The organism is Pseudomonas sp. BNK-7 (genome assembly GCF_048072025.1).
Lineage (GTDB): Bacteria > Pseudomonadota > Gammaproteobacteria > Pseudomonadales > Pseudomonadaceae > Aquipseudomonas > Aquipseudomonas danubii.
In genome coordinates, this window is the sequence record NZ_CP182252.1 from 5,421,717 (window position 1) to 5,447,534 (window position 25,818).

28 protein-coding genes and 1 tRNA gene are annotated in these 25,818 nt (G+C 62.2%); 23 read left to right on the plus strand and 6 right to left on the minus strand.

The window, feature by feature from the left end:
• The first annotated feature begins 30 nt into the window (after positions 1-30).
• The 15 genes from gbpA (ACMGF8_RS24395) (at position 31) to gspM (ending at position 16,750) form a co-directional block, all read left to right on the plus strand.
• Positions 31-1,584: an N-acetylglucosamine-binding protein GbpA gene (gene gbpA, locus ACMGF8_RS24395; RefSeq protein WP_102864811.1), complete on the plus strand. Its 1,554-nt coding sequence runs from the start codon at positions 31-33 to the stop codon at positions 1,582-1,584.
• A gap of 180 nt (positions 1,585-1,764) precedes the next feature.
• Positions 1,765-3,333, plus strand: a complete 1,569-nt coding sequence (gene gbpA, locus ACMGF8_RS24400) for an N-acetylglucosamine-binding protein GbpA (protein WP_416757480.1) — start codon at positions 1,765-1,767, stop codon at positions 3,331-3,333.
• Positions 3,334-3,568: 235 nt separating this feature from the next.
• Entirely contained in the window at positions 3,569-5,125 is a 1,557-nt protein-coding gene (gene gbpA, locus ACMGF8_RS24405; protein ID WP_207166174.1) for an N-acetylglucosamine-binding protein GbpA, read from the plus strand.
• Positions 5,126-5,441: 316 nt separating this feature from the next.
• Positions 5,442-6,995 (plus strand): N-acetylglucosamine-binding protein GbpA, encoded by a 1,554-nt coding sequence (gene gbpA / locus ACMGF8_RS24410; RefSeq protein WP_102864808.1) that lies wholly within the window; start codon positions 5,442-5,444, stop codon positions 6,993-6,995.
• A 135-nt stretch (positions 6,996-7,130) separates the two neighbouring features.
• Positions 7,131-7,679: a type II secretion system protein N gene (locus ACMGF8_RS24415; protein ID WP_250330121.1), complete on the plus strand. Its 549-nt coding sequence runs from the start codon at positions 7,131-7,133 to the stop codon at positions 7,677-7,679.
• Entirely contained in the window at positions 7,676-9,595 is a 1,920-nt protein-coding gene (gspD, locus tag ACMGF8_RS24420; protein WP_060844044.1) for a type II secretion system secretin GspD, read from the plus strand. The genes ACMGF8_RS24415 and gspD overlap by 4 nt, the downstream gene beginning before the upstream one ends.
• Positions 9,592-11,085, plus strand: a complete 1,494-nt coding sequence (gene gspE, locus ACMGF8_RS24425; protein ID WP_250330120.1) for a type II secretion system ATPase GspE — start codon at positions 9,592-9,594, stop codon at positions 11,083-11,085. The genes gspD and gspE overlap by 4 nt, the downstream gene beginning before the upstream one ends.
• Positions 11,086-11,087: 2 nt before the next feature.
• Positions 11,088-12,305, plus strand: a complete 1,218-nt coding sequence (gspF, locus tag ACMGF8_RS24430) for a type II secretion system inner membrane protein GspF (protein ID WP_207815932.1) — start codon at positions 11,088-11,090, stop codon at positions 12,303-12,305.
• 16 nt (positions 12,306-12,321) lie between these two features.
• Positions 12,322-12,756 carry a type II secretion system major pseudopilin GspG gene (gene gspG / locus ACMGF8_RS24435; protein WP_102864804.1) on the plus strand — a complete coding sequence of 145 codons (435 nt, stop codon included), beginning with the start codon at positions 12,322-12,324 and terminating at the stop codon, positions 12,754-12,756.
• A 3-nt stretch (positions 12,757-12,759) separates the two neighbouring features.
• Positions 12,760-13,254, plus strand: a complete 495-nt coding sequence (gene gspH / locus ACMGF8_RS24440; RefSeq protein WP_250330119.1) for a type II secretion system minor pseudopilin GspH — start codon at positions 12,760-12,762, stop codon at positions 13,252-13,254.
• Positions 13,238-13,624, plus strand: coding sequence for a type II secretion system minor pseudopilin GspI (gspI, locus tag ACMGF8_RS24445; RefSeq protein WP_240322028.1), 387 nt, complete (start codon positions 13,238-13,240; stop codon positions 13,622-13,624). The genes gspH and gspI overlap by 17 nt, the downstream gene beginning before the upstream one ends.
• Positions 13,621-14,220 carry a type II secretion system minor pseudopilin GspJ gene (gene gspJ, locus ACMGF8_RS24450; protein ID WP_250330118.1) on the plus strand — a complete coding sequence of 200 codons (600 nt, stop codon included), beginning with the start codon at positions 13,621-13,623 and terminating at the stop codon, positions 14,218-14,220. Before gspI ends, gspJ begins: the two co-directional genes overlap by 4 nt.
• On the plus strand, positions 14,213-15,100 hold the full coding sequence (gene gspK / locus ACMGF8_RS24455; protein ID WP_162884070.1) for a type II secretion system minor pseudopilin GspK: 888 nt from the start codon (positions 14,213-14,215) through the stop codon (positions 15,098-15,100). The genes gspJ and gspK overlap by 8 nt, the downstream gene beginning before the upstream one ends.
• 6 nt (positions 15,101-15,106) lie before the next feature.
• Positions 15,107-16,246: a type II secretion system protein GspL gene (gene gspL, locus ACMGF8_RS24460; protein WP_250330117.1), complete on the plus strand. Its 1,140-nt coding sequence runs from the start codon at positions 15,107-15,109 to the stop codon at positions 16,244-16,246.
• Positions 16,247-16,249: 3 nt separating this feature from the next.
• A complete protein-coding gene (gene gspM, locus ACMGF8_RS24465; RefSeq protein ID WP_242553876.1) occupies positions 16,250-16,750 on the plus strand; it encodes a type II secretion system protein GspM in 501 nt (166 codons plus the stop codon).
• Between the two features lie 76 nt (positions 16,751-16,826).
• Here the strand turns inward: gspM and ACMGF8_RS24470 are convergent, their stop codons facing one another.
• Positions 16,827-17,498, minus strand: a complete 672-nt coding sequence (locus ACMGF8_RS24470; protein WP_011062013.1) for a Bax inhibitor-1/YccA family protein — start codon at positions 17,496-17,498, stop codon at positions 16,827-16,829.
• Between the two features lie 123 nt (positions 17,499-17,621).
• Between ACMGF8_RS24470 and ACMGF8_RS24475 the strand changes: the two genes are divergently transcribed.
• The 3 genes from ACMGF8_RS24475 to ACMGF8_RS24485 all read left to right on the plus strand — a co-directional run bounded on the left by ACMGF8_RS24475 (position 17,622) and on the right by ACMGF8_RS24485 (position 19,193).
• Positions 17,622-17,709, plus strand: a tRNA-Ser gene (locus tag ACMGF8_RS24475).
• A 329-nt stretch (positions 17,710-18,038) separates the two neighbouring features.
• Positions 18,039-18,752 (plus strand): SOS response-associated peptidase family protein, encoded by a 714-nt coding sequence (locus tag ACMGF8_RS24480; RefSeq protein ID WP_102864797.1) that lies wholly within the window; start codon positions 18,039-18,041, stop codon positions 18,750-18,752.
• Between the two features lie 117 nt (positions 18,753-18,869).
• Positions 18,870-19,193 carry a DUF2388 domain-containing protein gene (locus ACMGF8_RS24485; RefSeq protein ID WP_102864796.1) on the plus strand — a complete coding sequence of 108 codons (324 nt, stop codon included), beginning with the start codon at positions 18,870-18,872 and terminating at the stop codon, positions 19,191-19,193.
• A 120-nt stretch (positions 19,194-19,313) separates the two neighbouring features.
• Here the strand turns inward: ACMGF8_RS24485 and ACMGF8_RS24490 are convergent, their stop codons facing one another.
• Positions 19,314-19,553 carry a hypothetical protein gene (locus ACMGF8_RS24490; protein WP_102864795.1) on the minus strand — a complete coding sequence of 80 codons (240 nt, stop codon included), beginning with the start codon at positions 19,551-19,553 and terminating at the stop codon, positions 19,314-19,316.
• Positions 19,554-19,836: 283 nt separating this feature from the next.
• Between ACMGF8_RS24490 and ACMGF8_RS24495 the strand changes: the two genes are divergently transcribed.
• Positions 19,837-20,598 carry an SDR family NAD(P)-dependent oxidoreductase gene (locus tag ACMGF8_RS24495; protein WP_102864794.1) on the plus strand — a complete coding sequence of 254 codons (762 nt, stop codon included), beginning with the start codon at positions 19,837-19,839 and terminating at the stop codon, positions 20,596-20,598.
• A 176-nt stretch (positions 20,599-20,774) separates the two neighbouring features.
• The gene (locus ACMGF8_RS24500; protein ID WP_416757489.1) at positions 20,775-20,909 is read left to right on the plus strand and encodes a hypothetical protein; all 135 of its coding nucleotides are present in this window, start codon (positions 20,775-20,777) and stop codon (positions 20,907-20,909) included.
• A 335-nt stretch (positions 20,910-21,244) separates the two neighbouring features.
• On the opposite strand, the gene ACMGF8_RS24505 is transcribed toward ACMGF8_RS24500, so the two are convergent.
• Positions 21,245-21,877, minus strand: coding sequence for a hypothetical protein (locus ACMGF8_RS24505; protein ID WP_242553877.1), 633 nt, complete (start codon positions 21,875-21,877; stop codon positions 21,245-21,247).
• Positions 21,878-22,056: 179 nt separating this feature from the next.
• Here ACMGF8_RS24505 and ACMGF8_RS24510 point away from each other — a divergent pair, with 179 nt between their 5' ends.
• Positions 22,057-22,317, plus strand: coding sequence for a hypothetical protein (locus ACMGF8_RS24510; RefSeq protein ID WP_102864793.1), 261 nt, complete (start codon positions 22,057-22,059; stop codon positions 22,315-22,317).
• A 278-nt stretch (positions 22,318-22,595) separates the two neighbouring features.
• Here ACMGF8_RS24510 and ACMGF8_RS24515 read toward each other — a convergent pair whose 3' ends face one another.
• Together ACMGF8_RS24515 and ACMGF8_RS24520 are read right to left on the minus strand one after the other, a co-directional pair.
• A complete protein-coding gene (locus ACMGF8_RS24515) occupies positions 22,596-23,432 on the minus strand; it encodes a bifunctional allantoicase/(S)-ureidoglycine aminohydrolase (RefSeq protein WP_047305085.1) in 837 nt (278 codons plus the stop codon).
• Between the two features lie 185 nt (positions 23,433-23,617).
• Positions 23,618-24,502, minus strand: a complete 885-nt coding sequence (locus ACMGF8_RS24520; RefSeq protein ID WP_102864792.1) for a LysR family transcriptional regulator — start codon at positions 24,500-24,502, stop codon at positions 23,618-23,620.
• Between the two features lie 129 nt (positions 24,503-24,631).
• Between ACMGF8_RS24520 and pseH the strand changes: the two genes are divergently transcribed.
• On the plus strand, positions 24,632-25,180 hold the full coding sequence (gene pseH / locus ACMGF8_RS24525) for a UDP-4-amino-4,6-dideoxy-N-acetyl-beta-L-altrosamine N-acetyltransferase (protein ID WP_102864791.1): 549 nt from the start codon (positions 24,632-24,634) through the stop codon (positions 25,178-25,180).
• Positions 25,181-25,249: 69 nt separating this feature from the next.
• Here pseH and ykgO read toward each other — a convergent pair whose 3' ends face one another.
• Positions 25,250-25,399: a type B 50S ribosomal protein L36 gene (gene ykgO / locus ACMGF8_RS24530; RefSeq protein WP_011062095.1), complete on the minus strand. Its 150-nt coding sequence runs from the start codon at positions 25,397-25,399 to the stop codon at positions 25,250-25,252.
• 268 nt (positions 25,400-25,667) lie between these two features.
• Here ykgO and ACMGF8_RS24535 point away from each other — a divergent pair, with 268 nt between their 5' ends.
• Positions 25,668-25,796, plus strand: a complete 129-nt coding sequence (locus ACMGF8_RS24535) for a hypothetical protein (RefSeq protein ID WP_416757493.1) — start codon at positions 25,668-25,670, stop codon at positions 25,794-25,796.
• The last annotated feature ends 22 nt before the right edge of the window (positions 25,797-25,818 follow it).

Genomic DNA, 25,818 nt, shown 5'->3' on the forward strand with positions numbered 1-25,818 from the left:
TCCATTAAAAAACCAACTAAGGATCAAGAGATGATCTCGCTACAGCGTGCGCGTACCTTTCTCAAGCTGCCCCTGGCTCTAGCCATCGGCCTGGCCTCGATCACGGCTCAGCAAGCCGCTGCTCACGGCTACATTGAGAGTCCGGCATCGCGCGTGTTCCTGTGCAACAAAGGCCAAAACACGGGTTGCGGCGTTGCCACCTACGTGCCTCAGGGCATCGAGTACTTCGCCTCCACTGGGTACGGCCACACCAGCTACCCGAGCAACGCACAAGCCTGTGATGGCGACTTCCGCACCTGCGGTCCGGCCAACGGCCGAATCGCGTCTGCCGGCCTGGGCAGCTTCGGCAAACTGGACGAGCAAACCACCAGTCGCTGGAAGAAGAACACCATCAAACCCGGCCCGAACACCTTCACTTGGCACTACACCGCCTATCACAAGACCCGCAATTACCAGTTCTACATCACCAAAAAGGACTGGAACCCGAACCAGCCGCTGACCCGCGACTCCTTCGAGATGACACCTCTTCTCGACGAACCGTGGGGCGGTCGCATGCCGAACGCAAAAACCCGACACACCGTGAATATCCCTGCCGACCGTAGCGGCTATCACGTATTGCTCGCTGTCTGGAAAGTCGATGACAACCGCAACTCCTTCTACCAGGTGGTGGACCTGAACATCGACAACCCGGGGGCGGCTAGCCAGCCGGACCCCGTCGCGGAGTCGGCCTGGACCGATATCGGTTCGGTGCAGCCCGAAGCACTGGGAGTCGGCGACAAGGTCAGGACCCGGGTCTTTACCGCGCAAGGCGAACAACTGGCCAAACAGGTGACCCTGGACATTACCTCGGCCGCCATGGCGGACAAGAACACCTGGACCCGGGAACTGGCGAAGAAGGTCAACGCCGCCAACCTCGGCTACCAGATGGGTGATCTGAACGCCAAGGACCAAGTGGTTGCCGTACTGGGCAAGAACACCATCTTCGCCAAGAAAGACAGCGGCATCACCAGCGTGCTGATCGACAGGACCCTGGCCGTCAGCCCAACCGAACTGAAAATCGCCGGACTGCAAGCGCAGTACCCGATCAAGGATGGCCAGGTCGAGCTGCAAGTGAAGGCCAGCCTTGAGGCCACGGACCCAAGCGACAGCTACTTCCTGTCCATGGAGATCTATGACGCAGCAGGCAAGCGCGTCCAGGTGGCATACGGCGATGTCGGCAGCCTCAACCCGCAGTTCTCGACGACGCTCAAAGACATCAACCCCGGCCAATACGACCTGGTCATCGTGTCCAGCTCCAAGAAAGGCCACCTGTTGCAGAAGACCGCCAGCTTCAAGGTCACGCCTGAGGTCGTCGAGCAGAAGCCGGAAAATCCGGAGGATGTCAGCGCCCAGTATGACTACGTCTTCCCTCAGGGACTGCAGTCCTACAAGGCCGGAACGCTGGTTCTGCAACCCAAGGACGGCCAGGTCTATGAATGCAAGCCGCTGCCGTTCAGCAGCTACTGCAAGCAGTTCACGACCGGCATGAACGTGTTCGAACCAGGTGTCGGCAGCTCCTGGGAATGGGGCTGGATACGCCGTTAAACCCGGTGTTTCAAAGCCTTGAGCGTGGCGCGCAAGCGCCACCTGCTCTTGACCGGCTGTAGCGGCCGCCAACGCAATGGGAACTGACACTCGTGTTCAGGCCAGGCGGCAGCACAGCAACCTCTCCCCTTTTTGACTACCCAGTGACACCCACTATTTCAAGGTAAGGATCAATACCAGATGGTTACCTCACAAAGAGCTCGCACCCACCTTAAACTGCCTCTGGTCATCGCCATGGGCATGGCGGCTCTGGCTTCGCAACAGGCAGGTGCACACGGCTACATCGAAAGCCCGAAATCCCGGGCATTCCTGTGCAGCAATGCCGGTGGCAACCTGAACAAGGACTGCGGCAGCGCAACGTATGAACCGCAGAGCATCGAGTACCTGACAGGCGGCAGCCGCGCGGACTTCCCACGCGCCGGGCAGTCCTGCCACGGCGCCTTTACCCAATGCGGCCCAGCCAACGGCACCATCGCCGCGGGTGGACTGGCCGCCTTTGCCAAGCTCAACGAACAAACCTCCACGCGCTGGAAAAAAGTCACCGTCAAGCCTGGGCTGAACACCTTCGACTGGCGCTACACCGCGGCACACGCCACGCGCAACTGGCAGTTCTACATCACCAAGAAGAACTGGAACCCCAACCAGCCATTGACTCGCGACTCGTTCGAGTCAACGCCGTTGCTCACCGATACCTGGAACAACACCATGCCGGCCAAGGCCGGGGGTAAAACCAGCCACAAGGTGAACATCCCGGCTGATCGCAGCGGCTATCACATCGTCCTGGCTACCTGGATGGTGGCTGACAACAGCAACACCTTCTATCAAGTGGTGGACCTGAACATCGATAACGCCGGCGCGCCTGCCAAGCCCGAGGCCGAAGTCGCGAAGTCGATCTGGACCGATATCGGTTCGGTGCAGCCCGAAGCACTGGGAGTCGGCGACAAGGTCAGGACCCGGGTCTTTACCGCGCAAGGCGAACAACTGGCCAAACAGGTGACCCTGGACATTACCTCGCCCGCCATGGCGGACAAGAACACCTGGACCCGGGAACTGGCGAAGAAGGTCAACGCCGCCAACCTCGGCTACCAGATGGGTGATCTGAACGCCAAGGACCAGGTGGTTGCGGTACTGGGCAAGAACACCATCTTCGCCAAGAAAGACAGCGGCATCACCAGCGTCCTGGTGAACCGCACCCTTGCCGAGCGCACCACTGAACTGAGCGTTCTGAGCCTGCATAAGGAGTACCCGATCAAGAACGGCCAGGTCGAGCTGCACCTCAATGCCGTGCTCGAACACACCGACCCGAACGACAGTTACTTCGTGTCCCTGGAAATCTATGACGCAGCAGGCAAGCGTATCCAGCAGGCATACGGCGATGTCGGCAACCTCGCCCCCCACTTCGCCACCACGCTGAAGGACATCCAGCCCGGCCAATACGACCTGGTCATTGTGGCCAGCTCCAAGAAAGGCCGCCTGTTGCAGAAGACCGCCAGCTTCAAGGTCACGCCTGAGGTCGTCGAGCAGAAGCCGGAAAATCCGGCGGATGTCAGCGCCCAGTATGACTACGTCTTCCCTCAGGGACTGCAGTCCTACCAGGCCGGAACGCTGGTTCTGCAACCCAAGGACGGCCAGGTCTATGAATGCAAGCCGCTGCCTTCCAGCAGCTACTGCAAGCAGTGGACGAGCAACATGAACGTGTTCGAGCCGGGCGTCGGCAGTGCCTGGGAATGGGGCTGGACGCGCCAGTAAACACTGATTGCCAACCCCTTGAACGTGGCGCCCCGGCGCCACGTTTTTCTGCTCCCTCTGTAGCCCCAGTCCTGCCCGCACACTCTCGTACTGGTCCCATTCAAGCGCCGAAGACGGCCTCTTACTCTGGCCACGGCCATCGAGCACTGACCATCCCCCGCCGAGCTCACTGCGAGTAACCGCACTGTCAATCGATGCCTGTTGACCCCAATAACGCACAACCAAGGATTAAGCGATGATCACGCTGCACAAAGCCCGTTCATTCCTCAAACTTCCTCTGGCAATGGCCATCAGCATGGCCGCGCTCAGCGCACAACAAGCGGCCGCGCACGGCTATATCGAAAACCCCAAGTCCCGCTCGTACATGTGTAGCGCCAAGGGCGGCAACCTGAACACCAACTGCGGCCCGGTAGCCTACGAGCCACAGAGCGTCGAATACCTGGCCAACGCCAGCCGCGACGGTTTCCCCAGCACCGCCCAAGCCTGCCACGGTGAGTTCACCCGCTGCGGCCCAGCCAACGGCACCATTGCCGCCGGTGGCCTGCGCCATTTCGCCAAACTCAACGAACAGACCGCCAGCCGCTGGACCAAGATGAGCATCAAGCCCGGGCTGAACACCTTCGACTGGCGCTACACCGCGGTACACGCCACGCGCAACTGGCAGTTCTACATCACCAAGAAAGACTGGAACCCCAACCAGCCACTGACCCGTGATTCGTTCGAAGCGGCGCCGCTGCTGACCGACAACTGGAACAACACCCTGCCGACCAAGACCGGCGGCCTCACCAGCCACAAGGTCAACATTCCGGCCGACCGCAGCGGCTACCACATCGTCCTGGCCACCTGGATGGTGGGCGACAACACCAACACCTTCTATCAGGTGGTGGACGTGAACATCGAGAACAGCGAAGTCGCGCCTTCGAGCTGGAAGAACATCGGTGCCGTTCAGCCCGAGGCCCTGAGCATCGGCGACAAGGTCATGACCCGGGTGTTCAACGACCAGGGCGAACAGTCGGCCAAGCAGGTCACCCTGAACATCGACAGCGCGGAACTGGCCAAGGAAAGCAACTGGCCCAAGGCGCTGGCGGAAAAGGTCAACCAGGCCAAGCTCGGCTACCAGATCGGCGAACTCAACGACAAGGACCAGGTGGTGCCGCAGTTCGGCAAGAACAGCATCTTTGTCAACAAGAACAGCGATATCAACAGCGTGCTGATCGCCAAGGAACAAGCCGCCAAGCCAGCTGAACTCAAGGTCTCCGGCATGCAGTCCGAGTACAGCCTGAAGGACGGCAAGGTCGACCTGCACTTCAACGCCATCGCTCTGAACGGCGACTTCACCATCACCGCCAGCGTGGTCAATGCCAAGGGCGAAACCGTTGCTCACCAGCAAGCCGACAGTGGCAACAATGCGCCGCACTTCAGCCTCGCGCTCAAAGGCGTGACAGCGGGCCAATACGATCTGGTGGTGGTGGCCAAGTCGAAGAAAGGCGAGCTGCTGCAAGAGACCATCAGCTTCAAGCTCAAGGCCGAGCCAGAGGTTGAGGAAACCCCGGGCGGCGGTGGCAACGAGGGCGGCACCACTCCCGAGACGCCGGCCAAGTACGACCACGTGTTCCCTGAAGGCCTGAAATCCTACAAGGCCGGCACCCTGGTGCTGCAGCCCAAGAACGGCAAGACCTACCAGTGCAAGCCGTTCCCGTACAGCGGCTACTGCGTGCAGTGGAAGGCCGGCGTGACCCAGTACGAACCCGGCACCGGCTCTCACTGGCAGATGGCCTGGATTCTCAAGTAACCCGGCAACTCCCCAGTTGCTCCTTGGGGCGTGACGCGCAAGCGTCACGCTCATTTTTTATCCGGCCGGCGCGCTTTTGCACGCCTGCAAAGGCCCGTCAGACGGGTCGCACCGATCCGCCAAGAGTCCAGCAAAAGCTTGTTCTAGAGCCCTTTGACTCTCGTACTCGTCCCATGGGAACACCCGGAAGCAGCACGTAGCCTGTGCTCGCTGGCAAGGCTGCCGGAACAGCGGACCTCCAAGGTGTCCCATTCTCCCATCACCGGCTCCTCGCAGCGCTTCAACACTCATTTTTCAATTGCTCAAGGCATACAGCATGATCAACTCCAACCGGACTCGCTCCTTCCTCAAACTGCCGATCGTCATCGCCATGGCGACGGCGGGACTGGCCGCCCAGCAAGCCTCGGCCCACGGTTACATCGAAAGCCCCAAGTCCCGCGCCTTCATGTGCAGTTCCGATGGCGGCAGACTGAACGTCAACTGCGGTCCAGTGATGTACGAGCCACAAAGCACCGAGTACATCGGCGTGCCCGGCCGTAACGATCTCGAGCACTTTCCAAGCAACGCCCAGGCCTGCACCGGCGACTTCAAGGTATGCGGCCCGGCTAACGGCACCATCGCCGCCGGCGGCCTGGTGCGTTTCTCCCCGATCAACGAGCAGAGTGCTACCCGCTGGGCCAAGACCACCATCAAGCCGGGCCCGCAGAACTTCACCTGGCACTACAAAGCCGGTCACGCCACTCGCTACTGGCAGTTCTACATCACCAAAAAAGACTGGAACCCGAACCAGCCACTGACCCGCGACTCGTTTGAAATGACCCCGCTGCTGGATCAGCCATGGCCGTCCGGCACCGTCCCGGCCCCGTCCGAAGGCAAAACCCATCACACCGTGGACATCCCGTCTGATCGCTCCGGTTACCACGTGCTGCTGGCCACCTGGAAAGTCAACGACACCGACGCCACCTTCTACAGCGTGGTCGACCTGAACATCGACAATGGCGCGGTCATCCCGTCGAACTGGAACACCGTGGGCGCGGTACAACCTGAAGCCCTGAGCATCGGCGACAAGGTCAAGACTCGCGTCTTCAACGCACAGGGCGAGCTCCACGCCAAGCAAGTGGTGCTGAACATCGATAGCGCCGAACTGGCCAAGGCCGACGTCTGGCCGCGCGAGCTGGCGAAGAAGGTCAATGCCGCCAAGCAGGGCTACCAGATGGGCCTGCTCAACGACAAGGACGAAGTGGTGCCGAACTTCGGCAGGAACGAAATCCTGGTCAAGAAAGGCAGCGACATCGTCAACGTGATGATCGACAAGGAACAGGCCGCCAAACCGGGCGAGCTGTCCATCACCGGCATGCAGTCCGAATACACCCTGAAAGACGGCAAGACCGAACTGCACTTCAACGCCATCGCCAAGAACGGCGACTACACCGTGAAGGCCACCGTGTTCAACGCCAAAGGCGAAAGCGTGACCTTCCAGCAAGCGCCGGCCGGCAACACCCCGCACTTCTCCATGCCGCTGAACAATGTCAGCCCCGGGGTCTACGACCTGGTGGTCGTGGCCACCTCGAAGAAAGGCGAAGTACTGCAAAAGTCCGCCCGCTTCACCCTCAAGGCCGAAGCCGGCAGTGGTGAAGGTGGCAACGAAGGCGGCAACGGCGGTGAAGGCGGCGCCAAGTACGACTACGTGTTCCCCAATGGCCTGAAATCCTACAAGGCCGGCACCGTGGTCCTGCAACCCAAGGACGGCAAGACCTATGAGTGCAAGCCTGGCGCCGTCGCCGGCTGGTGCACCCAGTGGACCAGCGGCTCCAACGCCTACGAGCCGGGCGTAGGTTTCGCCTGGCAGTCGGCCTGGAACGCCAAGTAAGCCATAGCGTCAACCACCCGAGCGTGGCGCCACGGCGCCACGCTCCTTGTTAGCGGTCAAGCCCCCCATGAGCTCAACCCCCTATTCAAGAACCCTGCTCCGGCAGGGTGAAAACCTGCCGAGGCGCCTGTGCTTATGAGCGCCCTTCGCCCCTCGCTTCGCGCTGGCCTGCTGGTCGGCGCCTTGTCGTTTCTGGCGGCCTGGCTGGCGTGGCTGGCGTACGGCAGCTGGCAGTTCCGGCAAAGCCTGAACCCGGCGAGCCAGCAGGCGCCCGCCGTGGTGCCGGCGGCCCCCCGGTCCCAGCCCGACCCGCAAGCCATCGCCCGGCTGTTCGGCGTCCAGTTGCAAGAGCACCCAAGCGACCTGCCCCGGGTGCCGCTGAGCCTGCTGGCCAGCCTGGTGGCCGCTCACCCGGAGCAGTCCCGGGCCCTGATCGAATCGCCGGAAGGCAGCCGCTTCTATGGCATCGGCGAGCCCCTGCCGGGCGGGGGCAGCCTGCGTCAGATCGGCACCGACCAAGTGCGGGTGCAACGCTTCGGCGAGGAACTGATCCTGAGCCTGCCCCAGCACGCAACGCCGTTGCTGACCCCGCAGGCAGAGGACGCCGCCGCGGCCCAACCCCATCCACAGCCAGGCAGCGGGAGCCTGCTGCAACCGTCTGTGCAATCCCCTGGAGCATCATGAATCGAGCCTTTATCGCCGGGTCCCTGCTGACCCTGGGCACCCTGATCAATCCCGTGTACGCCACGGAAAAAACCGCCGCGGCCCAGCAATGGACCCTGAACATGAAGGACGCCGAGCTGCGCGACCTGGTCAACGAAGTGGGCCAGATCACCGGCAAGACGATGATTCTGGACCCGCGCCTGAACGGCAAGGTCACGGTGCAATCGAGCACCGCCATGGATCAGCAGGGCATCTACTCGCTGTTTCTCACCGCCCTGCGCAGCCAGGGTTTTGTCGCCATGGACCAGGGCGACCGGGTGTTGATCCTGCCGGTGGCCGAAGCCAAGACCAAGGCCCACGCCGAGCCCAGCGGCGCCAGCGAAGAGTTCGTGACCCAGGTCATCGAACTGAACAACGCCAACGCCAGCGAAGTGGCCAGCGCGGTGCGCCCGCTGGTGGCCGCGGACGCCTACATGGCGCCCTCCACCACCTCCAATGCCCTGGTGATTTCCGACAGCGCCAACAACGTCGAGCGGGTGCGCCTGGTGATCAACGAGCTGGATAACGCCGGTGGCCGGCAGTTCAGCATCGTGCAGCTCAAGCACGCCTGGGCCACCGAAGTGGCCAAGACCCTGACCGACAGCCTGGCCGACAGCAACAGTGCCATGACCAGCGCCAAGGCCATTGGCGACTCGCGCAGCAACCGCCTGATCCTGGTGGGCCCGGCGCCGGTCCGCCAGCAGATGCAGCGTCTGGCGCAGAGCCTGGATGTGCCGACCAATGTCGGCGACACCGCGCGGGTGCGTCGGCTCAACCACAGCGATGCGAAGAAGCTCGAAGAACTGCTCAGCGGCATTGGCAAGCGCATGGAGTCCGGCAACCGTGGCGGCGACAGCCAGAAACCCGACAGCCCGGTGCTGGTCAGCGCCGACACCAGCCAGAACGCCCTGGTGCTGATGGCCTCGCCGGCCCAGCTGGCGACCTTCGAAAGCATCATCAACGAGCTGGATCGGCCCCGGGCCCAGGTGCTGGTGGAAGCGGCGATCGTCGAAGTCAGCGGCGACATCAACCAGGCCCTCGGCGTGCAATGGGCCGGCAACCGCGGCAAGCTGTCCGCCGCCGCCAACTTCAATAGCGCTGGACTGTCCATCGGCACCCTGCTCAACAGCCTGCAGGACGAAAAGCGCCCGAACCTGCCCGATGGCGCGATCATCGGCATCGGCGGCAGCAACTTCGGCGCGCTGATCACCGCCCTGTCCAGCGACTCCAACAACAACCTGCTGTCCACCCCGAGCCTGCTGACCCTGGACAACGAGGCGGCGGAAATCCTCGTCGGCCAGAACGTGCCGTTCCAGACCGGCTCCTACACCACCGACACCGCCGGCGCCAGCAACCCCTTCACCACGGTGGAGCGCAAGGATGTGGGGATCACCCTCAAGGTCACGCCGCATATCAATGAAGGCAACTTCCTGCGCCTGAATGTCGAGCAGGAAAGCTCCGAGCTGGCCGCCGCGCCGCCGGGCATCAACACCAGCGACGTGATCACCAACAAGCGCTCGGTCAAGAGCACCATCCTGGCCAACGACGGGCAGATCATCGTCCTCGGCGGGCTGATCAAGGACAACGTCAAGGTCCAGGTCAGCAAGGTGCCGCTGCTGGGGGACATTCCCTGGGTCGGCCGTCTGTTCAGCAGCAGCAAGGAAGTCAACGAGAAGACCAACCTGATGGTGTTCCTGCGTCCGACCCTGCTGCGCAACGCCGCCAGCACCGAGCAGATGAGCCAGCACAAGTACAACAACATGCGCTCGCTGCGCAGCCCGGACGGCAAGACCGGCGGCCAGTTGCCTGCCGACGCCCACCGCCTGTTCGACGCCCAGCGCGATGGCGATGCAGGCCTGATCGACATGCGCGCCCCCGGCGCCCAGCGCCAGCCATGATCGCCACCCACGAAGACGCGCGTCTGGCCTTTGCCTACGCGCGCCGCCACGGCGTGGTGCTGGACCATCAGGCAGACGGCGCGGTGCTGTATTGCCGCGCCAGTACGCCGCTGTCGGTGGTGGCCGAAGTGCGCCGTTTCAACGGCGCGTTGCTGCGCAGCCAGGTGCTGGACGACGAAGCCTTCGCCCAGCGCCTGGCCGCTCACTACCGCGACGGACAGAACGGCGCCAAGCAGGTGGCCGACGGCCTGGGCGAGCAGTTCGACGAAGAGTTCGATCTCAACAGCCTGGCCGAGCAACTGCCCAAGACCACTGACCTGCTGGAACAGGAGGATGACGCGCCGATCATCCGCCTGATCAACGCGATCCTCAGCGAGGCGGTCAAGAGCAAGGCCTCCGACGTGCACCTGGAAGCCTTCGAAGAACACCTGTCGGTGCGCCTGCGGGTCGACGGCCTGCTGCGTGAAGTGCTGCGCCCGCGCCGCGAGCTGGCGACCCTGCTGGTGTCGCGGATCAAGGTCATGGCCAAGCTGGACATCGCCGAGAAGCGTATTCCCCAGGACGGCCGGATCGCCTTGCGCATCGCCGGCCACGAGGTGGATGTGCGGGTTTCGACCCTGCCCTCCAGTCATGGCGAACGGGTGGTGATGCGCCTCCTGGACAAACAGGCCGGGCGCCTCGACCTGAGCCACCTGGGGATGAATGAGACGGTGCGCCAGCGCCTGGAAATCGCCCTGCACAAACCCCACGGTATTCTCCTGGTCACCGGCCCCACCGGTTCCGGCAAGACCACCACGCTGTACGCCGGGCTGGCCAGCCTCAACAGCCTGGAACGCAACATCCTGACCATCGAGGACCCGGTGGAATACCACCTGACCGGGATCGGTCAGACCCAGGTCAACGCCAAGGTCGACATGACCTTCGCCCGGGGCTTGCGGGCCATCCTGCGTCAGGACCCGGACGTGGTGATGGTGGGCGAGATCCGCGACCGCGAAACCGCGGAAATCGCCGTGCAGGCTTCCCTCACCGGACACCTGGTGCTCTCGACCCTGCACACCAACAGCGCCATCGGCGCGGTGACCCGCCTGGTGGACATGGGCATCGAACCCTTCCTGCTCTGTACCTCGCTGCTGGGGGTGTTGTCCCAGCGCCTGGTGCGCCTGCTGTGCCCGGAGTGCAAGGAGCCCCACAGCGCCGATGCCGCCGCCTGCGAACGCCTGGGCCTGAGCGCCGACGTAGCGCCGCTGCTGTACCGGCCCAAGGGCTGCAGCGCCTGCCAGCACTCGGGGTATCGCGGGCGCCGGGGCATCTATGAACTGGTGCTGTTCGACGACACCTTGCGCCAGCTGATCCACACCGGCGCCGGCGAGTACCAACTGCTGGAGCATGCGCGCCGGCACAGCGCCAGCCTGTTCGACGACGGCCAGGCCATGGTGTTGCAAGGGCAGACCAGCCTGGAAGAACTGCTACGCGTGACCCAGAGGGACTGATCATGGCCGCTTACGAATACCTGGCCATGTGCGCCGCCGGCAAAAAATCCACCGGCGTGGTGGAGGCCGACAGCCCGCGCCATGCCCGGCAACTGTTGCGCGAGCGCCAGCTGGTGATCCTCAAGGTCAGCGCCGCGCAGAGCAAGCGCGTGCGTGGCAAAGGCTTGCTGCAGGTGTCCGGAGGCGGCTTGAGCAGCGCCGAACTGGCCTTGCTCACCCGCCAGTTGTCGACCCTGGTCCAAGCCGCCCTGCCCCTGGAGGAGGTGCTGGCCGCGGTCGCCGCGCAGTGCGAGAAACAGCGGATCAAGAGCATGCTCCTGGCCATCCGCTCCCGGGTCCTGGAGGGCTATAGCCTGGCGGTGGCCCTGGCGGCCTACCCGCGGGCCTTCCCGGATCTGTACCGGGCCACGGTGGCCGCCGGCGAACGCTCCGGACACCTGGGTCAGGTGCTGATGAACCTGGCCGACTACACCGAAGCCCAGCAAGCGGCCCGTCAGCAGATCCAGCTGGCCATGCTCTACCCGAGCATCCTGATGCTGGCGGCCGTCAGCATCGTCGGCTTCCTGCTGGGCTTCGTGGTGCCCGACGTGGTCAAGGTGTTCATCGACAGTGGCCAGGAACTGCCGCTGCTGACCCGGGGCCTGATCGCCAGCAGCGCCTTCCTGCAGGACTATGGCCTGCTCATGCTGCTGCTGGTGGCGGCCCTGGTACTGGCCGCCCGCGCCGCCGTCCGCAACCCGGCCACCCGCGAGCGCTGGCATGCCCTGGTGCTGCAACTGCCGCTGCTGGGCCGGCTGATCCGGGCCAGCAACTGCACGCGGTTTGTCAGCACCCTGGCGATTCTTGGACGCAGCGGCGTGCCACTGCTGGACGCCCTGTCCATCGCCAGCGAAGTGGTGGCCAATCAGAAAATTCGTACCGGTCTGAAAGACATCGTCCGGGGGGTGCGCGAAGGTATCAGCCTCACCCGAGCCCTGGAACTCAACGGCAGTTTCCCGCCGATGATGCTCTACATGATCGCCAGCGGTGAACGCTCCGGCGAGCTGGACAGCATGCTCGAACGCGCCGCCAAGCAGCAGGAAGAACAACTGGCCAACCGCATTGCCTTGCTGGTGGGCCTGTTCGAACCGGCGATGCTGGTGTTCATGGGCGCCTCGGTGCTGATCATCGTGCTGGCGATCCTGATGCCGATCCTCAGCCTGAACCAATTGATTACCTGAATGCGGAACCCCCTACGTGCAGACTCAGAACAAACAACGCGGTTTTACCCTGATTGAAATCATGGTGGTGGTGGTCATTCTCGGGGTCCTCGCGGCCCTGGTGGTGCCCCAGATCATGAGCCGTCCCGACCAGGCCAAGGGCGCCGCCGCCCAGAGCGATATCAAGGCCATTGCCATGGCCCTGGACATCTACAAGCTCGACAACCATCAGTACCCCAGCAGCCAGCAAGGGCTCGAAGCCCTGGTCAGCAAGCCCAGCGGCAACCCGCCGGCACGCAACTGGAACCCCGACGGCTACCTCAAGCGCCTGCCCATCGATCCCTGGGGCAATGCCTACCAATACCGCGTGCCAGGCGCCCGCGGTACGGGCTATGACCTGTTCTCCTTTGGCGCCGACGGCAAGCTCGGCGGTGACGGCCTGAACGCCGAGATCGGCAACTGGGACCGCTGAGCGGTGCAACGCTCCCACGCCAAGGGCTTCACTCTGGTCGAAGTACTGGTGGTGGTGCTAATCATCGCCCTGTCCGCGGGCATGATCGGCCTGATCAACCCCGACTCCGCCAGCCGCCAGGCGCGCCGTGAAGGCGATCGTCTGCTGGCGCTGCTGCAACTGCTGCGCCAGCAGGCGGTGTTGAGCAACAGCGACTACGGCCTGCGCATCGAACCCGACGCCTACTCCGTGCTGCGCCTGGATGAACAGGGACAGTGGCTGGCCGACCGCGACTGGCGGGCCCAGAGCCTGCCCGACAACCTGCGCCTGCGCCTTGAGGTTGCCGAAGCCGACCCGGCCCTGGGCCAGGCGGTTAGTCGCAGGGCCCTGCCCCAACTGCTGGTGCTGTCCAGCGATGAAACCAGCGCCTTCACCCTGTGGATCGAGCACCGCAACACTCCGTTGCTGACCCTGTCCAGCGACGGCATACAGGAGCCCCGACTTGAAACCGCGAACTGAGCGGGGTTTTACCCTGCTGGAAGTGATGGTGGCACTGGCGATTTTCGCCACGGTGTCGATTGCGCTGTTCAGTGCGATCCAGCATGTGGCCATCAACAGCGGCAATCTGGCCGAACGCACCCAAGCCACTTGGATTGCCGACAACTACCTCAATGAACTGCGCAGCGGCATGCAGCCGCGCACCCTTGGGCGCCAGCAACGGCAGGTCGAGTTTGGCGGGCGCAACTGGTGGCTGTTCAGCGAGATTGAGGCGGCCCCGGACTCGCGGTTGCTCAAGGTCAGCCTGCGGGTCTCGGCCGAGCAAGACCCGCAACGGGCCCGGCAATACAGCCGCGCGCAGCTGCTGGGTTACGTCGAGGCCAACCCATGAACCAGCGCGGCTTCACCTTGCTGGAAGTGGTGGTGGCCATCGCCATCTTCAGTCTCCTGGGGTTGGCGACCTATCAGTTGCTGGATCGGGTGATGCGCAGCGACCAGCGCATCCAGACCCAGGAACAGCAGTTGCGCCACCTGCAACGGGCCCTGAGTCTGCTGGAGCGTGATCTGGTGCAAGTACAGCGTCACGCCCTCAAGGACGACCACAGCCATAGCCAGGCGCTGATCAGCCAGCACCAGGGGCTGCGCCTGCTGCGCGGCGGCTGGCGCAACCCCCTGGACGCTCCGCGCAGCGATCTGTTGCAGGTCAACCATCGCTTGAGCGACGGCGAGTGGATTCGCGAAACCCGGGGCCTGGAACAAGGCAGCCCTAGCCAGGTGCAACCCTTGCTCAGTGGGGTCGAGCTGGTCCACTTGCGCTTCATCGACGCCCTGGGCCTGCCCCATGACAGCTGGCCCATCGGCAGCGAGGCCCTGAGCCTGCCGGCCGCCGTGGACATTGAGCTGAGCGCGCCCGGCTTCCCGCATATCCGCCGGGTCATTCTGCTGCCCGGCGGCGCCGAAGTGGACGAGGACGCCCCCCGTGAATAAGCCTCGTGCACAGCGCGGCGTTGCCTTGCTCAGCGTGTTGCTGATCACCGCGCTGGTGACCCTGGTGGTGAGCAATATGCTCGCCCGCCAGCGGCTCAGCCTCGCCAGCAGCAGCCACCTGGTGCAACACCAGCAGCTCTGGCAACTGGCCCTGAGTGGCGAAAGCTGGGCCCGTAGCCAGTTGCAGGAAGATGCCCGCAGCGAAGGCGGCCTGCTGGTGACCCATCTGGGCCAGCATTGGGCCCGACCGGCCCCGGCGTTCCCGATCGAAGGGGGCAGGATGGCGATCCAGATCGTCGATCTGGGCGCGCGCTTCAACCTCAACAGCGCGCTGGTGCAGGACGATGTCATCCCCCGTGCCCGCTACCAGCGGCTGCTGGCCCTGGCCCAGATCAAGCCCCACGACCCGGCGGCGCTGTCGCGCCCTCTTGATCGCCTGGGCCGCCCATTACCCCTGAGCGACATCAGCGAGCTGCGACAATTGCCGGAAGTCGATCGCGCCACCCTGCAACGCCTGTCGCCACTGGTCGCGGCCTATGAACAAGCCCACATCAACCTCAATACCGCCAGCGCCCTGGTGCTGGCCAGCATCGAAGGCATCGACCTGCCGACCGCCCAGACCCTGGCCCAATCGCGCCCGAGCAAGGGCTATCCCACGGTCGCCGCGTTCCTCGCCAACCCCATGCTCCAGGGCCGGGACATTACCCCTCGCGGGCTGAGCGTCAACAGTCGCCAGTTCCGCGCCACCATCGACGTTGAACTGCATGGCCGACGCCTACGCCTGGTCAGCGACCTGCGCGTCATGAACGCTGAACAGGTCCGGGTGCAACAGCGCACGCTGCTCCCCGGACCGTCCAACGCCCATCTGCTTACCGAGTAACCATTGATGAGCCATTGGCTTTACCTTTCGCCCCATACCACCGGCGACACCCCGTGGCGTTGCCACTGGTGGTCAGCCGGCAGCACGCCCCAGCAAGGCAGCCTGGAACAGGCCGCCGAACAGCTTCGCGAGCATGGATTTGTCCTGCTGCTGCCGATGGAAATGGCCAGTTTTCATCAAGTCAGCGTCCCGGCCCGCAGCGGTCGCTGGTTGCGCCAGGCGCTGCACAGTGCCCTGGAAGAACACCTGATCGACGACGTCGAGCACTTGCACATGGCCCATGGCCCATTGCGCGAGCGACGTCACTGCTCGGTGCTGGTCATCAATCGCGAGCGCCTGCAGCGTTGCCTCAAGCGCCTGGCCGAACACGGACTGCACCCGGCGCGCATGCACATCGATGCCGACTGCCTGCCCCAGGACCGGCCACGAGCCCTGACCTGGGACGGCCGCTGGCTGTTGGGCGGCAGCGCCCCACTGCGCCTGACCCTCAGCGACCAGGAGCTCGGCGACCTGAGCCGGTTGGTGCCGGACGGGCTACTGTGGCAAGGCGCCCAGGCCCCGGGCATCGACGGCCTGGAACCGCAGCACTGGCAGGTCGAAGAGCAGCCTTGGCAAGTGCTCAGCCAGGGCAGCCTGCAGGCAATCGACCTGTGCCAGGGCCAATTCCAGCGCCGCACCCGTAAAGCGAAGCCCTGGCGCCTGACGCTACTGGTGCTGGCGATTGCCGGCGGCGCCCATCTGTTGCAGAACATCGGGCACCGGCTGTACCTGGAGCAACGCAGCGACCAGTTGCACGCCGCCAGTCAGAGTCTGTGGCAAGAGCGCTTTGCCGATGAACCGGTTACCGCCGATCTGGCGCGTCAGGTGCGGCTCAAGCAACGCCAACAGGTGCAGGAAACACCGGGCGTAGCCCTGCGTCTGTCGCAACTGGCGGAGCAATGGGTCGCCAGTGGCGGCGCGCTGTCGATGATCCAGCGTCTGGATTACCAGGCCGAGGAAGGCTGGAGCCTGCAAGTGAGCGCCCCGGCCTTTGCCGATCTGCAAATGCTGCGCGAGGGCCTGATCAACCAGGGCCTGAGCGTCAGCACCGACTCATCCGTGCGGGACGCTCAAGGCGTCTCCGCGCGTTTTCAAATCAAGGAGTAAGACGTGAATCCATCCAGCGCCACGACTCCGACCAGAACCGCCCTGGCGAACCCACTCCGACAACGCTGGCAGCGTCTGGCAAAGCGCGAACAACGGGCGGTACAAGCCCTGGTGGTCTTCGCTGGCCTGACCAGCCTCTATCTACTCTGGCAACCGCAACAACAGGCTCTGGCCCTGGCCGAGCAACGCTATACCGAGGAAACGCAATTGCTTTTAGATCTACAACGGCTGCCCGTCAGCACTTCCGCACTTCGTGGCCCAGTCATTTCCGGTGATGCCCTGCCGGGCATGCTGGCACGCTCCAGCAGCCAGGCCGGGCTCAACCTGGAACGCATGGACCAGGAGGATGAAGGGCGGGTCAACCTCAGTCTGGAGGGGCCTCTCAACGGCCTGATCACCTGGATCGACCAGTTGGAGCAGCAGCAAGTCGCCGTGCTGTCGTTCTCCATCGAGGTCAACAAGGACGCCATGGCCAGCGCACGCTTGCAGCTGCACAGCCCTTGAAACCTTGTCACGCTTGAAACCTGGACAACAAAAAGCCCGCCGAAGCGGGCTTTTTTTATTGGCTCAACAACCGGATTCAGTCATCGCGGCCCATGATGCCGAACAGCTGCAGCAGGCTGACGAACAGGTTGTAGATCGATACATACAGGCTGATGGTGGCCATGATGTAGTTGCGTTCGCCGCCATGGATGATGGCGCTGGTCTGGAACAGGATGCACACCGAGGAGAACAGCACGAAACCGGCGCTGATCGCCAACTGCAGACCGCTGATCTGGAAGAACAGGCTGGCCAGCACGGCGCCCATCAACACGAAGAAACCGGCGGTGATGAAACCACCGAGGAAGCTCATGTCCTTGCGGGTGATCAGCACATAGGCCGACAGACCACCAAACACCAGCGCCGTCATGGCGAAGGCCGAGCTAACGACTTCAGCGCCGCCCTGCATGCCCAGGTAACGGTTGAGGATCGGGCCGAGCAAAAAGCCCATGAAGCCGGTCAGGGCGAACGCCGAGACCAGGCCCCAGGCCGAGTCACGGAGTTTGTTGGTGAGGAAGAACAGACCGTAAAAGCCGATCAGCACCACGAAGATGTTCGGGTAACCGACCCGCATCTGCTGCGCCACATAAGCCATGACACCGCTGAACGCGAGGGTCAGGGCCAGCAAGCCATAAGTGTTGCGCAGGACGCGGCTAACCTCTAGCTGCTCGGCCTGCACGCCGTTGTTAACTGCGTAATCCTGTTCGCGCATGGCGACACTCCTGTTGGGGGAAACATTTAGTGGCAAGGATGATAACAGAGGCTCTGTAACTCGCGATGCAGAGAGTTTGACAGTGTGTTTCATTCGGGTATTATGGCGCCCGCAATGCGATCTGGAGGTGTGGCCGAGTGGTTTAAGGCAGCGGTCTTGAAAACCGCCGACTGTAACAGGTCCTAGAGTTCGAATCTCTACGCCTCCGCCAAATCTCAACGAGAAAGCCCTGATTTTTCAGGGCTTTTTTGTGTCTGGCGTCCAGGTTTGGTGCCATTCCACTCAAAGCGTTCCATCACTATTGTGGACGTGTTCCCTAACCAGCCCTCCTCCGGCGTCCTGCCGAACAAAAAAACACACCACATCGCTACTCGACGCGGTACCACCACGCTGGCGCATAGAGGGCCCCATCAACTTCCTCAACGCCATTGATGTCCAAGCCAAACTGCGCCATGCCAAATCTCTTCACCACTGAGCGCGCTGATGAATAGAAGCCCACAGGCGGCGCTATGCTTACGCTCCTAGCGTGAGGGCACAGCAATGTGCGGAAGACTTTCTCAGTATCGCGGTATCCACGACTTCGTCGCTGCCCTGAGCATGCCAGGGGCACTGGTCAACAGCGTTGGCGACCAGCCCCTGGGGCGCTACAACGCAGCGCCGACAATGCAGCTTGCCCTCTTCCATGTTGCCGGCGAAGCGTTGCATGCCGACGCCGTGCGCTGGGGCTGGCGGCCGCACTGGGCGGATGATCGCGCAACCCCGGTCAATGCCCGGGTCGAAAAAGTGGCCCACGGTCCGTTCTTCCGCCAGATCTGGCCGCAACGAGCCCTATGCCCGATCGACAACTGGTTCGAGTGGGTGGATGAAGGCGGCGCGAAGAAGCAGCCCTACCTGATCCGGCACCGCGACGGCTCCCCCATCCTCTGTGCCTCGATCGGACAACTTCCGGATCCAAAGCGAGGCCGCGCAGAGCACGACGGCTTTGTGATCATCACTGCCGACGCCCAAGGTGGCATGGTCGATATTCACGACCGCCGGCCGGTGGTCCTGGCGCCGGAGCAGGCCCGGGAATGGCTCGATCCGGCCACGCCGAAGGAGCGCGCCGAACAGATGGCCTTGCACCAGGGTGAGCCCGCCGACGCCTTCGAATGGTTCAAAGTCAGCACCGCCATCGGCAACGTCAGGAACCACGGGGCGGAACTGATAGAGCCTACGACCAAACCCGCCGGGGGCGATGTGGTGAACAACGGCTGATGATTGACAGGCCTCCGTATCGAGCCCGGCCCGGCACCGGGATTCTTCTATCTATACAGCGACCCACCTTGGTATCGTTGCACCACTATTCGGCAGGCAGCAAGGAAGCGGTGAGGAATGCATAAATGGAAAACTCTAGTGTTCGTTATCCTGGCATTGACCGGTGCTCAAGCCGCGGCGGAAAACAAGGGCTCCTATCAAAACTCGATGATGATGATAACGCTGGCTCCAACCTTGCTTCTTTCAGGAACAACCGGACTATCTGAGCTGGCGGTGAAGCAATTCCAGCCTGCCAAGGCTGATGCACTGGCATTCGTAGGCTCAGATGGCGAGATTCGCGGCGCTCAATTCGAGCAAGCCGTTCGCTACTACCACTCGGCCTATGGCCCGCCGTACATGACCGACGAACAACTGGCCCTGGCAATCGCTACTACGCTCTGAAGTCTGTTCTCTTGGCATAACGTGCAGCGGCACAGGACTTCATCAAAGTCATGCCTGAAATAAAATCAGCCTCCCCACAGCACTTTCCTCAAGTTCCAGCGGACGGTTAGCCAAGCCGCGTTAGCGTAATTCAGCAGGCGCCTTCATGAGTTCTGTCAGTGGCCGAACAGGATTGGCCTGCACGCGTTCAAAAAGAGGCGGGGTTTTACCTTCCATTCGATAGATGCACGCCTTGATCAGCCGCCCCTGTCTCTTGTCCTTCGGTAACTCAACAAAATGCCCGAATTTGCAGTGTTCTTCGTTGACGACATAGGCGGGATCCTCCGCCCAGAGCGAGAGAACCATCATTAGCAGAAACATTGATTGCAGTCCTTGGCGACACTTTGGGCCGGCTGTCTAACAGGCGTCGGATTCAACGGCAACCCTGCTCCCATCTTTGCGCATACAGGGCTCCCGTCGACCTGCCCAACGGACAGAATGCTGGACTTGGAATCGGCAGCCCTTATCATGCGGCGCTCTACTCGGCCCTCAGGGAAATAGACGCTGATGAACAAGGCGCGTGCCTGGTTACGCCGACCCGTTCCAACCTTGCCCGCTTGGTGCTCCGATAACGGCTTTCCAGCAACCCCTCAGAGAAGTCCATATGACCCCCAATCCGACAATCGATAACGGATTACGCGTCGCGTTGGTGACAGGATCCACTTCCGGCATCGGTGCAGCCATTGCACGTGCACTCAGCCAGGCAGGCTATGCGGTGGTGCTCCATTCGCGAACTTCTGCGGATACGGGACGCGCTATGGCCGCTGAAATGAAGCAGGCTGTTTATGTACAAGCCGATCTTGCTGTCGAAGCTGACAGAGTCAGGCTTGTTAACGAGGCGATCGCCGCGTGGGGGCAGCTCGATGTATTGGTCAATAACGCTGGTATTAGCAGAGTCATTCCCCACGGCGACCTTGCCTCGGCCAACTCGATGGTGTGGCACGAATTGAACGAGGTGAATGTCGTGGCACCGTTCCACCTCGTCACATTGGCCGAGTCGGCATTGCGCGATGCCGCCCGTCAGCGGCGAGCGGGTTGTGTCGTGAACATCAGTTCACATGCCGGTATCCGTCCTAAAGGCGCATCGATTCCCTATGCGGTCAGCAAAGCCGCGCTGAATCACATGACCCGCTTGCTCGCGTTATCGCTGGGGCCAGACATTCGCGTAAACGCTGTGGCGCCAGGCTTGGTCGACACGCCCATGACCGCAGAGTGGACCGATGCCCAAGAGTTGTGGCGAACTCGCGCCCCGATGCGCAGGGCCGCCAGCCCAGATGACATCGCCCACGCCGTGATCATGCTGGTCGAGTCGGATTACTTGACCGGCGAGATACTCCTCTCGGACGGCGGGTTGAATCTGACCTAGTTCCCAAGCCTTGCCGGCGTCGCCAATGAACAGCACCTCACCTTGCCGGTGACCATGCTCGACCGCATCGACACTTCACGGATGGTCTTGGCAAGGTCAACCACCTCGCCCAGATCACCATTGGCTCAAGGTCAACCACCGGCGGGCAACGCCAGGCATCAGGGCTGATCGAGGGTATGGCCTATTCACTCAGCGGCGCCCCCCGTCATCCCCTGGGCCCGGCTTTTGAACAATGGCGATCCTGCTTCGAAGCCTGGCAGGCCGGCCTGGGTGCGCAAGACCTCTGGAAGGCCGCCCGCAGCGTGCATTGAACAACCAAGAGACGCCGCGCACAGGCTGTTCGACAAGTGGCGTCCTCTTTTCCTTCAAGGCTCAAGTTGCACATAGTTGAACTGACGACACCTCAGCCAGGTTGCCGTCCACTGCCTTGCCGACAGCAAGAAACTGTCTGGACGCCAATGCGCTTCACCCTTATTGGCCGGCCGCTCCAGACAGGTCGCATGAAACAACGCCTCCCCTATCAGGTCCCCCATAACACCCTCACCCCAATCAACCACGCGCCATGAATTCAAGGATCATGTACCACCTCCCCCAATGCCTCGAGCGGATAAACGCCCGAAGAAGTGGCGGGATGGGCGCGCTTGGTTCATTTGTCCAGATCCGCCAGGTTATGCATCCGTTCGCCTAACGCTCCTCGCAACCACGCCGAATGAAACTCCATTTCTTCCAGAGAAGTACCCTCGGCCAATCGGTACAGCGACTGCTTGCCTCTTGGCCCCTGACACAAAACGCTGAAATGGCCATCGCGGTCATAACTGGCGAACACGTAAGGGTAGATGCCAATGATGTCGCTATATGGCACCCGTACTTCGGTGGGCTTACGGCCGCGCCGGCTGACGGTAAGGGTCAGCAGTTGCTGGTTTTCGTCGAACGTGAAGGCCAGCACTCTGGGCACAGAGAAAATCCACGCGAAGACCAGTCCCATGAGCACGATAAAGCCCAGCAGGAACTGGATGAGAAGCGCCGTTGTGAAACTCGACCCATCGCTGCGCGGTTCACCTAGCATCGCTTCGGCCCCCAGAAGGAGCAATATCGTCAGCACCAAGACCGGCAAGGACCAAAGCACCAAGAAGCAGAACCCCATGATGGCCGATGCAGCGCTGCCCATGATCGGCAAGTCCGGATCTTGCTGCCAAATAGGTGGGTGAGGAGCAAAATCGTCGTTGCCCGGCACAGCTGGAGGCGTTGTGACAAGGCGAGATGGGCATTGGCGATTCATTGAGGAAGCTCCAGGAGTGCAGCCTTGCTGATAGCAAAATAGTATCTAGACTTCAAGGCGCTTCACCTGCATTGACTGGCAGTTCTAGTTAGGTTGTATGGAACGACATAACGACTGTAAGCATTGGATAGCAGTCAATAGCCAGATCAACTAAACCTCAATCTAAAAGGAATATAGAGATGGGTATTACCGTTACCAACAAATCATCGAAAAAGATTGAAGTCTCGGTCAACAAATGGGGCAGCGACGGCGACACCACCTTCTTTGGAATCGACAGCGGCAAGCAGGAAAGCTGGGACAGATCGGACGACCGTGGCTTTGTGCTGTCCCTGAAAAGGAACGGCACCCAGGCGCCTTACTATGTCCAGGCCACGAGCAAGATCGAAGTTGATAGCAGCACCGTGAAAGACCACGGTGAGACTATTCACCCGGTCGCCTAAGGCACTAACAGCAGCCAAGGCTGCCTTCGGCGGCCTTGGCTCAACGTTGATAAGTTGCAACTCCCCTGAATAGCCCTTTACTTGTCCGAGCCCACTTTCGGCCCTCAGTTCGACAGGTCGTGCTAATCATCAATCGCTAAGTGAACCTCGACGCGAAACAACCTGGCGCGACCATCCGGTGCCTGCCTTGCTGCGAAGCAAAAAAAACCGGCGAATATTCGCCGGTTTTCATCCCTCGCTGCTGCAGAGGCCTTGAGCGCCCCTGCCCCACCTTAGTATCAATGCGGCGCGTTCAGGGTCAGGCGCATCTGGCGGTTCACATCCTTGTACAGCAGGTAGCGGAAGCGACCTGGGCCGCCGGAGTAGCAGGCCTGCGGGCAGAAGGCGCGCAGCCACATGAAGTCGCCAGCCTCGACTTCGACCCAGTCCTGGTTCAGGCGATACACCGCCTTGCCTTCCAGAACATACAGGCCGTGCTCCATGACATGAGTCTCGGCGAACGGAATCACGCCGCCCGGCTCGAAGTTGACGATGTTGACGTGCATGTCGTGGCGCATGTCGCTCATGTCGACAAACCGGGTGGTGCTCCAGCGACCTTCGGTGTCCGGCATCACCCGCGGCTCGATGTCCTGCTCGTTGGTGACGAACGCGTCCGGGTACGGCACGCCGTCGACTTTCTGGTAGTGCTTGCGGATCCAGTGGAAACGCGCCTCGGTGCCGCTGGTGTTGCGCAGCTTCCAGTCGGCCGCCGGCGGGATGAAGGCATAACCACCGGGCTTGAGGACGTGCTCCTGGCCCTGCAGGGTCAGGTTGACTTCGCCTTCGACGACGAACAGCACCGCTTCGGCGTTGGGGTCCTGCTCGGGCTTGTCGCTGCCGCCATTGGCGCCCACTTCAACGATGTACTGGGAAAAGGTTTCGGCAAAACCCGACAGCGGACGGGCAATCACCCACATGCGCATGTTGTCCCAGTGCGGCAGGTGACTGGTGACGATGTCACGCATCACGCCCTTGGGGATCACGGCATAGGCTTCGGTGAACATGGCACGGTCGGTGAGCATTTCGGTCTGCGCCGGGTGCCCGCCGTGGGGTGCGTAATAAGTGGTTTTGGACATCGAGACTCTCCTCATTGTTGTTTTGCTACCCCGTGCAGCAGCGCCGCCGGGGTGAACAAATCTGCGGAGCGACGCGCCAGGCAATGCTGCGGATCGCTGCTGGCCATCACGATATCCAGCGCCGCCTTCATGCACAAATTAAATACCGGAATCCGGTATATTCATTTATCAAATAGCAAACAGACTCAGCCACGGGTGTCCTGGGCCAGCACCCGTGACAATACCCGGGCCAGCTCCTTGACCATGGGATCCGCCGCCGGACGGTGCAGCAACGCCACCTCGAACACATCCACCGACGGCAACCCGCTGCTGCGGGCCAGGACCTGATGCCCCGCCGTCACCGCGCGCAGCGGCAGCAGGCCGATGCCCATGCCATCGGCAATCGCCGACTGCAGGCCGCTGAGACTGGAGCTGGTGAAACTGATGTGCCAGCGCCGGCCGATGGACTCCAGGGCATTGATCATTTCATCGCGGTACACCCCACGCGGCGGGAAGGTGACGATGGGCAGCGGGTCGAGGTCGATGCAGGGGTTTTTCGCGCTGTCCACCCAGCGGGTCTTCTCCGGCCAGCAGCCCAGGGCCTCGCGGCTGTTGCGCAGTTGTTTGAGCACCACCAGGTCCAGTTCGCCGCGGTCATAGCTGGCGCTCAGGTCGCGACTCATGCCGCTGGTGACTTCCAGCTTGACCTGGGGATAGCGGCGATTGAAGGCGGCCAACTGCTCGGTGGTGCGCCCCGCGGCAAAGTCATCCGGTACGCCGATCCGCACCGTCAGCGCCACCGTGGCGCCGGACAGCGCCTCAAGCATCTCGTCGTTCAGCGCCAGCAGGCGCCGGGCATACCCCAGCAGCGTGGCGCCGGCATCGGTGGGCAGGACATCGCGATTGCCACGCTCCAGCAGGCGGTGCCCGGCCATCTCCTCCAGGCGGCGGATCTTCTGGCTGACGGTGGACTGAGTCGAATGCAGGCGACTGGCCGCCGTGGTGAAACTGCCGCAATCGGCCACCGTGACAATGGCCCGCAGCAAGTCGAGGTCGAACAGGCGGCTATTGGGTTTCTCGATGTTGCTCATGCAGGTATCTGTTTTCTGAATGCGAGGGCTCTTTCTACCGGTTCTTGTCCCGCGAGACAAATCCATGCAACGGCCGTGGATATGCCATCATGCGCCACCACCGCTTACCCATCCGAGAAGGACATCAGGATGCAGTTCATCCCCCTGGTCGATGCCGACCCCGCCACCCAGGCCCATGTACGCACGCTGCGCAACCAGAAAGAGGTGCGCCAGTACATGTACACCTCCCACGAAATCAGTGAGCAGGAACACCAGCGCTGGCTGAGTTCCTTGCAGGACAATCCGGCCCAGGCGGTGTTTGTCGTCATGGACGAAGGCCAGGCCTTGGGCATCGTTTCGCTGAATGCCATCAATGCCCGACAGAAGACCGCCGACTGGGCGTTCTACCTGGACGCCAAGCAGCAAGGCAAGGGCCTGGGCAGCCTGATCGAGTTCTGGATGCTGGACTACGCCTTCACCGAAGCCGGTCTTGAAAAACTCAACTGCGAGGTACTGGCCAGCAACCCTGCGGTGATCAACATGCACCTGAAATTCGGCTTCCAACAGGAGGGGCTGCGGCGCCAGAACATCCTCAAGGATGGCCAACGCATGGACGTGGTCCTGCTGGGCATCACCAAAGCGGAGTGGCAGAGCAAACGCCCGACGCTTGAGCCCCTGATCGCCCGCCTCGGCAGATAAGCCGCCAACGCGCCCGACGGTGCTTGCCACGTATCGGGCGCCCTGTCCTGGACAGGAGCAAGCGGCGGATCAGCCCTTGTTGCGGTTTTTCGCCCCGCCCTGGCGCGCCTTGAAGCGAGGATTGGATTTGCAGATCACGTAGATCCGCCCGCGACGCTTGACGATCTGGCAGTCGCGGTGACGGTTCTTGGCTTCTTTGAGGGAGGACAGGACTTTCATGGGAGAGACTCCTTGGGGTGATTTCAAAACGTAATAACATATCTTATTTGCAAACAAGAATAATTATCAACATCAAATCAAGCCCTCCCCTCGAAAGAAGGTTCAGCTGGCGGCCTAGAGCATTGGCTCTAAAGATCAGCGCAAAGCGGTCGTTATCTTTTATTCACCCCACTCAAGGATGCAGTGACATGGAAATAAACAACCGTCCCCTTCCCCCCTGACCGCCGGCGGCTCTCAGCCCGGCATCAAGCTGCCTGACTCGGGCAAGGTGCTGACCCCACCGCCCCTGACGGCGGAACAGAAAGAGGCGCTGGAAAAACTCAGAGACAAGGCCAAGGAACAGCCTCAGCCACCGGTCACGGCGCCAAAAACCTCGTTGATCGACGAAGTCGTCTGATCCACAAACTCGGACGGACACG